The 5,489-nt window shown below is 68.9% G+C and carries 6 protein-coding genes and 2 pseudogenes; all 8 read left to right on the top strand.

What is annotated here, in order from left to right; translation table 11 throughout:
• A pseudogene (locus tag AC27VN_RS31475) lies at positions 1 to 322 on the top strand (HpcH/HpaI aldolase/citrate lyase family protein); the annotation flags it as partial.
• A 38-nt stretch (positions 323 to 360) separates the two neighbouring features.
• Complete coding sequence (locus AC27VN_RS31470) at positions 361 to 1,491, top strand: CaiB/BaiF CoA transferase family protein (protein ID WP_490879098.1); 1,131 nt, start codon at positions 361 to 363, stop codon at positions 1,489 to 1,491.
• 155 nt (positions 1,492 to 1,646) lie between these two features.
• Positions 1,647 to 1,940, top strand: coding sequence for a type II toxin-antitoxin system Phd/YefM family antitoxin (locus AC27VN_RS31465; RefSeq protein ID WP_490879097.1), 294 nt, complete (start codon positions 1,647 to 1,649; stop codon positions 1,938 to 1,940).
• Positions 1,937 to 2,329, top strand: a complete 393-nt coding sequence (locus tag AC27VN_RS31460) for a hypothetical protein (RefSeq protein ID WP_490879096.1) — start codon at positions 1,937 to 1,939, stop codon at positions 2,327 to 2,329. The genes AC27VN_RS31465 and AC27VN_RS31460 overlap by 4 nt, the downstream gene beginning before the upstream one ends.
• 115 nt (positions 2,330 to 2,444) lie before the next feature.
• Positions 2,445 to 2,762: a toxin-antitoxin system YwqK family antitoxin gene (locus AC27VN_RS31455; protein WP_490879095.1), complete on the top strand. Its 318-nt coding sequence runs from the start codon at positions 2,445 to 2,447 to the stop codon at positions 2,760 to 2,762.
• A 271-nt stretch (positions 2,763 to 3,033) separates the two neighbouring features.
• Positions 3,034 to 3,648: an isochorismatase family protein gene (locus tag AC27VN_RS31450; protein ID WP_490879094.1), complete on the top strand. Its 615-nt coding sequence runs from the start codon at positions 3,034 to 3,036 to the stop codon at positions 3,646 to 3,648.
• A complete protein-coding gene (locus AC27VN_RS31445; RefSeq protein WP_490879093.1) occupies positions 3,645 to 5,150 on the top strand; it encodes a GMC family oxidoreductase in 1,506 nt (501 codons plus the stop codon). The genes AC27VN_RS31450 and AC27VN_RS31445 overlap by 4 nt, the downstream gene beginning before the upstream one ends.
• Positions 5,150 to 5,489 (top strand): annotated as a pseudogene (locus AC27VN_RS31440) (alpha/beta hydrolase); the annotation flags it as partial. The gene AC27VN_RS31445 and the pseudogene AC27VN_RS31440, both read left to right, overlap by 1 nt.

The raw sequence follows: 5,489 nt of genomic DNA, 5'->3' as shown, positions 1-5,489 counted from the left end.
CGTCGCCATGTGCGCCGCGGCCGAGGGCCTGGCCTGCTGGGGACTGGCCGCCTCCATCGCCGAGCTCGACGACCTGGATGCGCTCGAAGACGCGGCGCGGCTGTCGCACCGTCTCGGCTTCGGCGGCACGCCCGCCGTGCATCCCGCGCAGGTGCAGGTCTTCAACCGTGTCTTCGCGCCCACCGAGGCCGAGATCGCGCAGGCGCGCAAGGTGCTCGAGGCGCATGCCCGCGCCGACGCCGAGGGCCTGGGCGCGCTGCGGCTCGATGGCCGCATGATCGATCGCCCGATGGTCGATCGCGCGCGGCGCCTGCTCGCCTGAGCCTTCTTCACACCACAAGACCCGAAACGACGACATCGATGGCGCAACAGATACTCGACGGCATCCAGGTGCTGGACTTCACCACCTACATCGCGGGCCCCTACGGCGCGAGCCTGCTGGGCGACCTCGGCGCCGACGTGATCAAGATCGAGGCGCCCGAGGGCGACCCGATGCGTTACTACCCCTCGACCCTGCCCGGCGAGAGCCGCGCCTTCATCGGCGTGAATCGCAACAAGCGCAGCATCGTGCTCGACCTCAAGCAGCCCGCGGACCGCGAGGCCTGCCACCGGCTCGTGGCGCAGGCCGACGTGGTGCTGCACAACTTCCGCCCCGGCGTGGCCGAGCGGCTGGCGCTGGACTGCGACACGCTGACCGCGATCCAGCCGCGCCTGATCTATTGCAGCTTCACCGGCTATGGCCCCGACGGTCCGCAGGCGCAGCGCCCCGGCTTCGACCAGGTGCTGCAATGCCGCACCGGCATTGCCAAGGCACAGGGCTATCCGGGCGACGAGCCGCGCGTGGTGTGGGGATCGGCCGTGGACTTCTACGGTGCGAGCCTCATCGCCACCGGCATCTGCGCCGCGCTGTTCCAGCGCGAACGCACTGGCCTGCCGCAGCGCGTCGATACCTCGTTGCTGCAAGCGGCGCTCGCGATGCAGGCGGGCCGCATGGTGTGGGCCGAGGGCGAAGGCCCCGGCGTCGACCGCGATCTGCGCGGCGGCGCGCTCTCGGGCATCCACCCCACGCGCGAAGGCTACGTCTACCTGCAGGCCCAGACGCAGCCGTTCTGGGAGGCGCTGTGCGAACTCACGGGCCTCGCGCATCTGGCGCGCGATCCGCGCTTTGCCGACATGCGCCTGCGCAAGGCCAACGAGGCCGAGCTGGTGCCACAACTGCGCGCCGCGCTGATGCAGCACGACGCCCGCGAATGGGAAGCGATCTTCGGAACGCGCGTGCCGTGCACCGTGGTGCGCGGCATCGAGGAGGTGTTCGACGACGAGCAGGTCGCTCACCAGGGGCTGCTGGCGACGCATGCGCATCCCACGCTGGGCAGCTACCGCGCGGTGGTGGAGCCGATCCGCTTCAATGGCGAGCGCGGGGTGAAGCGGGAGGCGAGGGCGCCGATGCTGGGGGAGCATACGGCGCAGGTCGTGGGTGGGGGTGGGTGAGTCGCGGCCTTTTCGCGCGTGACCTGATCGTGGAGGTTGCCGGACATCCATCGTGGGCAGATGTACGGTGGGGCTGCGTAGATCCAGCGGCGATTGCTAGGCCTATGGTCGGCTGCTAGACTGACATTAACGTAAAGCTTAATGGATTCTGCAAAATGGCATTCAAAGCATCGGACATCGTTCCCATCAGTGAAGCGCGCGCTCGCCTCACCGAGCTGGCCGAAGACGTGGTCGGCAGCGGCTCCGAGAAGGTGCTGACCAAGAATGGGGCAAGCTATGTCGCGTTGGTCGACGCACGCCGGCTCGACTACTACCATGCGCTCGAGGCGGAGCACGCCAATCTCGTGCTGGCTGAAGACGCGATCACAGGCCTGCGGGAGGCCTTGAAGGGGCAATTCGTGTCCGACGATGAACTGGATCAAGCCCTCGGTATTGCCGCAGCACCGTGAGCATTCCCGTCAACGCGAGGATCCGGGCCGTTCCCAACTTTCTGGTGTGCCTGCACGCTGCGCGGAGCTTCATGGAAGAGCAGGATGCTGCTTCGGCGTCGGCGCGCTTCAAGAAATTGCAAGCCGAGGTTGTCAAGGCGCGGACTCTGCTGTCATTCGCGCCCACGAGCGGGCGACCCGCTCGATTCCTCGATGCCCAGTCGGGTTGGGGGAGTTTTCAAGCCGAGCAGGCAAAACAGCTTGCTCGCGCACTTGGACGGTTCGAACTTCGAGAGTTGGTGCTGGCCCGCCATGTGATGCTCTACGCCCACTCCGAGCGCGAGGTGGTGTTGCTCTCGATCCGACACGAGCGTCAGCTGGGCTATGGACTGCCCACGAGCCCTGCCTGATGGGTACGGGCAAGACAAAGGTGGCCGTCCGCAGTGGTGGCAGCCTCTTGTTGAGCGGCTCCGCGGGCACGGGATGTTTGGGCTCGCCTGCCACAACGCTTCCCAGCACCAAGACATGACCGCCGACCCCGACCTCAACATCGCCGAGATCCCCTACGAATCGGGAACCATCCGATTCCGCTACGCGAGAGTGATGTCGCCCGACAGGACGCGATGGATCCGGCATGGCTTGTTCGTGGCCTATCACGAGAATGGCACGGTGGTATCGGAAGGCCACTACGTCGACGGGAAGGAAGACGGGCTCTGGCGCGACTTCCATCCCGATGGCCGGCCGGCCTCCGAGGGCCACTATCGCGATGGGCGCGAAGTCGGCGTGTGGCGCTTCTGGAATGCCGACGGGACTGAAGAGCCGAGCGAGAGCCACGACGCTTGAGGGCAGAGGCCGCGCCGAGGCCGTCGATCCCTGCGAGAAGACGACGGTGGCGTGCTGCGTCATGAGCTTCCCTGTTCCGGCCGGCGCTCGCTGCGGCAGCAGGTGATCCCGGCCAAAGCATCCGTCCCATTGGAACCTCTTCCACCCTCCAACCCATTGGAAGATCCTTCCAGCCCCGATCCCCGCCGATCTCGTTGACCCTGCCTGGCGCATCCGTTCGAATGCCTCACGTTTCGAACCCGCACCAACCCATCGCCAGGAGTCACACCCCATGCAAACCCAACGCACCCGCATGACGCGGGACAACACCGCCGTTCTGCTCATCGATCACCAGGTCGGCCTGATGACCGGCGTGCGCGACATGACGGTCAGCGACCTCAAGCACAACGTCGTCGGCCTCGCGAAGGCGGCCAAGGTCCTGGGCCTGCCGATCGTCGCGGTGACGACGGCGCGCGACAGCATGTGGGGGCCGACGGCCTCCGAGCTCAAGGAAGCCTTGGGCGGTGGCGAGATCATGGACCGCTCGACGGTCAACGCCTGGGACTACCCGCCGTTCGTGGAGGCCGTGAAGGCGACGAAGCGCGACCATCTGATCATCGCGGGGCTGTCCTTCGAGGTCTGTGCCTCGCTGCCGGCGATCTCGGCGCGCGAGGAGGGCTACCAGCCGATCGTCGCCATCGACGCCTGCGGCACCTTCTCGGCCGCCAAGCGCGAAGCGGGCATCGCGCGCCTGACGACGCTCGGCATCGAGATCTCCGACTACGCGACCTTGATGGTCGAGATCATGGGCGACAACGCCGATCCGAAGGCGCTCGACGTGTATGCCGCGCTCGACATGCCGTTCGCGGTGCTGATGGGCCAGGTGGCCGGAGCGCTGTCGCGATGAGCGCTGCCTTCGACGTCATCGTCGTCGGCGGCGGCTCGGCGGGTGCGGTGCTCGCGCATCGGCTCAGCGCCGATCCCGCGCGCCAGGTGCTGCTGCTCGAGGCCGGCGAAGCCTACCGGCCGAACGTGTTTCCGCGCGACCTCGCGGATGCCGACACGGCCGGCGGGCCCGATGGCCACGACTGGGGCTACCAGGCCGAGACCGGCCTCGCGGGACGCAGCATCCATGCACCGCGCGGCAAGACGCTGGGCGGCAGCTCGGCCGTCAACGCGGCGGTGGCGATGCGCTCGCGGCCCGAGGACTTCGCGAAGTGGCGCGCGCTCGGCATCGAGGGCTGGCAGTGGCCCGAACTGCTCGAGGCCTTCAAGGCGATCGAGAACACGCCCGACGGCGACGACGCGTTGCGCGGTCGCGCGGGTCCGTTGCCGATCCGCAACCGGCGGCGCGACGAGCTGACGCCGGCGCTCAATGGCTTCGTCGATGCGACGGCCGCGCTCGGCTTCGAGCGCGTGGCGGACTTCAACGGCGAGCAGCAGGCCGGCGTCGCGCCGTATCCGCTCAACGTGATCTCGGGGCGGCGCATCAACACCGGCATCGCCTTCCTCGGCGAGGACGTGCGCGCGCGGCCCAACCTCACGATCCGCGGCGGCGTGGAGATCGATCGCGTGCTGTTCGAGGAAGGCCGCGCGGTGGGCGTGGTCGATGCCGAGGGCCGGAGCCATCGCGCGGGCCAGGTGATCCTCAGCGCGGGCGCCTTCGGCAGTCCGGCGATCCTCCTGCGATCGGGCATCGGTCCCGCGCCGCACCTGGCGTCGCTGGGCATTCCGCTGGTGGCGGAACTGCCGGTGGGGCAGGGCCTTCAGGAGCATCCGTTCTATTACAACGTCTACGCGCTGACGCCCGAGGCGGCCGGCATGCATCCCGCGGCGGGCGCGATCCTCTGGGCCGCGTCCTCGCAGGCCGAGCCCGGCGACCTCGACCTGCACATCTCGGCCACCCACCTGTTCGATCCGGCGCTGAGCCCCACGGGCGGCGCGATCGTGCTGGCGGTGTCGGTGACGCAGCCCGAGGCGACCGGAAGCCTCGAGCTGGCCGACCGCGATCCGCGCAGCGCGCCGCGCATCCGCTACAACCTGCTGGGCACGCCACGCGACATGGCGCGCATGCTCGAGGCCGTGCGGCTGTCGCGCGCGATCGGGCGGCAGTCGCCGTTCGCGCAGATGGTTGCGGCCGAGATGGCGCCGGGGCCTGAGTTCTCGGATGGCGACGACCTGCAGCGCGCGATCGAGCAGCAGCTCGACGGCTATGCGCACCCGACCTCGACCTGCCGCATGGGGCCGCCCGGTCAGAGCGTGGTCGATGGCGGTGGCCGCGTGCATGGCGTGCCGGGCCTGTTCGTGATCGATGCGTCGATCATGCCCAGGGCACCGAGCGCGCCGCCCAACATCACCACCATGATGATGGCCTGGCATCTCGCGGGCCATGGCTTCGGAGTCCGCTGATGGCCCTCGTTCCCATCGATCCCCAGGACATCGCCGCCGCGCGCGCGCTGCGCCTCGAGTTCGGCCGCTTCTGGTCCACCGCGCCCGGCACGCCGCGCGACATCTACGACCGCTTCATCGCGCAGACGCCCACCGCTTCCGAAGTCGCGGCGCGCGAGGCCGTCGACGAAGCCGCTTCCGGCTGGTGGGTGGAGCCCGCGCAGGCCGTGCCCGGGCGCGCGCTGCTGTTCATCCATGGCGGCGGCTATGGCCTGGGCCATGCGAGCGCCTATGTAGGATTGGCCAGCCAGCTCGCGGCACGCACGCGCGTGCCGGCCTTCGTGCTCGAGTACCCGCTGG

The organism is Variovorax sp. 20P10.2.4, from assembly GCF_058244205.1.
Note: the sequence above shows the minus strand (reverse complement) of the source record. Positions and strands in the feature narration are given on the sequence as shown.